The organism is Dietzia sp. B19 (genome assembly GCF_014145155.1).
GTDB classification, from domain to species: Bacteria; Actinomycetota; Actinomycetes; order Mycobacteriales; family Mycobacteriaceae; genus Dietzia; species Dietzia natronolimnaea.
The window spans coordinates 2,501-5,366 of the sequence record NZ_JAALED010000496.1; the positions used below are offsets into that span (position 1 = coordinate 2,501).

At 55.8% G+C, this 2,866-nt stretch carries 2 rRNA genes (1 of these 2 only partly in view); both read left to right on the forward strand.

The window, feature by feature from the left end:
* A 23S ribosomal RNA gene (locus G6020_RS13590) occupies window positions 1-2,641 on the forward strand (it extends 456 nt beyond the left edge of the window).
* A gap of 99 nt (window positions 2,642-2,740) precedes the next feature.
* A 5S ribosomal RNA gene (rrf, locus tag G6020_RS13595) occupies window positions 2,741-2,857 on the forward strand.
* Window positions 2,858-2,866 lie beyond the last annotated feature (9 nt).

A 2,866-nucleotide genomic window follows, 5' to 3' on the forward strand; every position in this document is an offset into this window, starting at 1 on the left:
GTAGCAGCGGGCCCGTGAAATCTGCTGTGAATCTGCCGGGACCACCCGGTAAGCCTAAATACTCCTTGGTGACCGATAGCGGATTAGTACCGTGAGGGAATGGTGAAAAGTACCCCGGGAGGGGAGTGAAATAGTACCTGAAACCGTGTGCTTACAATCCGTCAGAGGCTTTCGGGCTGATGGCGTGCCTTTTGAAGAATGAGCCTGCGAGTTAGTGGTATGTCGCGAGGTTAACCCGTGTGGGGAAGCCGTAGCGAAAGCGAGTCCTAATAGGGCGAGTATAGTGGCATGCTCTAGACCCGAAGCGGAGTGATCTACCCATGGCCAGTGTGAAGCGACGGTAAGACGTCGTGGAGGCGCGAACCCACTTAGGTTGAAAACTGAGGGGATGAGTTGTGGGTAGGGGTGAAAGGCCAATCAAACTCCGTGATAGCTGGTTCTCCCCGAAATGCATTTAGGTGCAGCGTCGCATGTTTCACCTCGGAGGTAGAGCTACTGGATGGCCGATGGGCCCTACAAGGTTACTGACGTCAGCCAAACTCCGAATGCCGAGGTGTGAGAGTGCGGCAGTGAGACTGTGGGGGATAAGCTTCATAGTCGAGAGGGAAACAGCCCAGATCGCCGGCTAAGGCCCCTAAGCGTGTACTAAGTGGAAAAGGATGTGGGATCGCTGAGACAGCCAGGAGGTTGGCTTAGAAGCAGCCACCCTTGAAAGAGTGCGTAATAGCTCACTGGTCAAGTGGTCCTGCGCCGACAATTTAGCGGGGCTCAAGTACACCGCCGAAGCCGCGGCACTCACACAATAACCTCCTCCGGGCAGGTGTGTGGGTGGGTAGGGGAGCGTCGTGTGGCCATAGAAGCGTCGGAGTGATCCAGGCGTGGAGGCCACACGAGTGAGAATGCAGGCATGAGTAGCGAATGACGAGTGAGAAACTCGTCCGCCGAATGATCAAGGGTTCCTGGGTCAAGCTAATCTGCCCAGGGTGAGTCGGGACCTAAGGCGAGGCCGACAGGCGTAGTCGATGGACAACGGGTTGATATTCCCGTACCCGTGTGTGCGCGCCCATGGTGAATCAGTGATACTAACCGCCCTGAATGGCCTAGAGCATCCTTCGGGATGACGTGGTCTGGATGCGCGGGACCTGATCTGGTAGTAGCCAAGCGATGGGGTGACGCAGGAAGGTAGCTGGGCCAGTCAGTGGTTGTACTGGTGTAAGAGTGTAGGCCGTGACATAGGCAAATCCGTGTCACATTAAGGCTGAGACTTGATGCATACCCGTTGTGGGGAATTCAGTGATCCTATGCTGCCGAGAAAAGCCTCTAGTGAGTTCATACACGGCCCGTACCCCAAACCGACACAGGTGATCAGGTAGAGAATACCAAGGCGATCGAGAGAACTGTGGTTAAGGAACTCGGCAAAATACCCCCGTAACTTCGGGAGAAGGGGGGCCATGCCCGGTGAACATCTTCACGGTGGGAGCTGGGTGTGGTCGCAGAGACCAGAGAGAAGCGACTGTTTACTAAAAACACAGGTCCGTGCGAAGACGTAAGTCGATGTATACGGACTGACGCCTGCCCGGTGCTGGAAGGTTAAGAGGACCGGTTAGCCGCAAGGCGAAGCTGAGAATTTAAGCCCCAGTAAACGGCGGTGGTAACTATAACCATCCTAAGGTAGCGAAATTCCTTGTCGGGTAAGTTCCGACCTGCACGAATGGCGTAACGACTTCTCTGCTGTCTCGACCACAGACTCGGCGAAATTGCACTACGAGTAAAGATGCTCGTTACGCGCGGCAGGACGAAAAGACCCCGGGACCTTTACTATAGCTTGGTATTGGCGTTCGATTCGGTTTGTGTAGGATAGGTGGGAGACTGTGAAGCATGCACGCCAGTGTGTGTGGAGTCGTTGTTGAAATACCACTCTGATCGTATTGGACGTCTAACCTCGGCCCATGATCTGGGTTAGGGACAGTGCCTGGTGGGTAGTTTAACTGGGGCGGTTGCCTCCTAAAGAGTAACGGAGGCGCCCAAAGGTTCCCTCAGCCTGGATGGCAATCAGGTGTTGAGTGCAAGTGCACAAGGGAGCTTGACTGTGAGACTGACACGTCGAGCAGGGACGAAAGTCGGGACTAGTGATCCGGCACCGGCAAGTGGAAGCGGTGTCGCTCAACGGATAAAAGGTACCCCGGGGATAACAGGCTGATCTTCCCCAAGAGTCCATATCGACGGGATGGTTTGGCACCTCGATGTCGGCTCGTCGCATCCTGGGGCTGGAGTAGGTCCCAAGGGTTGGGCTGTTCGCCCATTAAAGCGGCACGCGAGCTGGGTTTAGAACGTCGTGAGACAGTTCGGTCTCTATCCGCCGCGCGCGTAAGAAACTTGAGGAAAGCTGTCCCTAGTACGAGAGGACCGGGACGGACGAACCTCTGGTGTGCCAGTTGTTCCACCAGGAGCATCGCTGGTTAGCTACGTTCGGAAGGGATAACCGCTGAAAGCATCTAAGCGGGAAGCCTGTTCCAAGATGAGGTTTCTCACCACCTTGCGTGGTTAAGGCCCCCCACAGACCATGGGGTTGATAGGCCGGAACTGGAAGCGCAGCAATGCGTGGAGGTGACCGGTACTAATCGGCCGAGGGCTTACACACAAACAAGCCAAAGAATTTGTTACGCGTCCACTGTGCAGTATCTGAAACAACACACCCATCCGCGGTCTCGATCGCGGGTCGGGCCTTGTTTCACAGAGTTACGGCGGCCATAGCGGCAGGGAAACGCCCGGTCCCATTCCGAACCCGGAAGCTAAGCCTGCCAGCGCCGATGGTACTGCACTCGTGAGGGTGTGGGAGAGTAGGTCACCGCCGAACACAACTTCA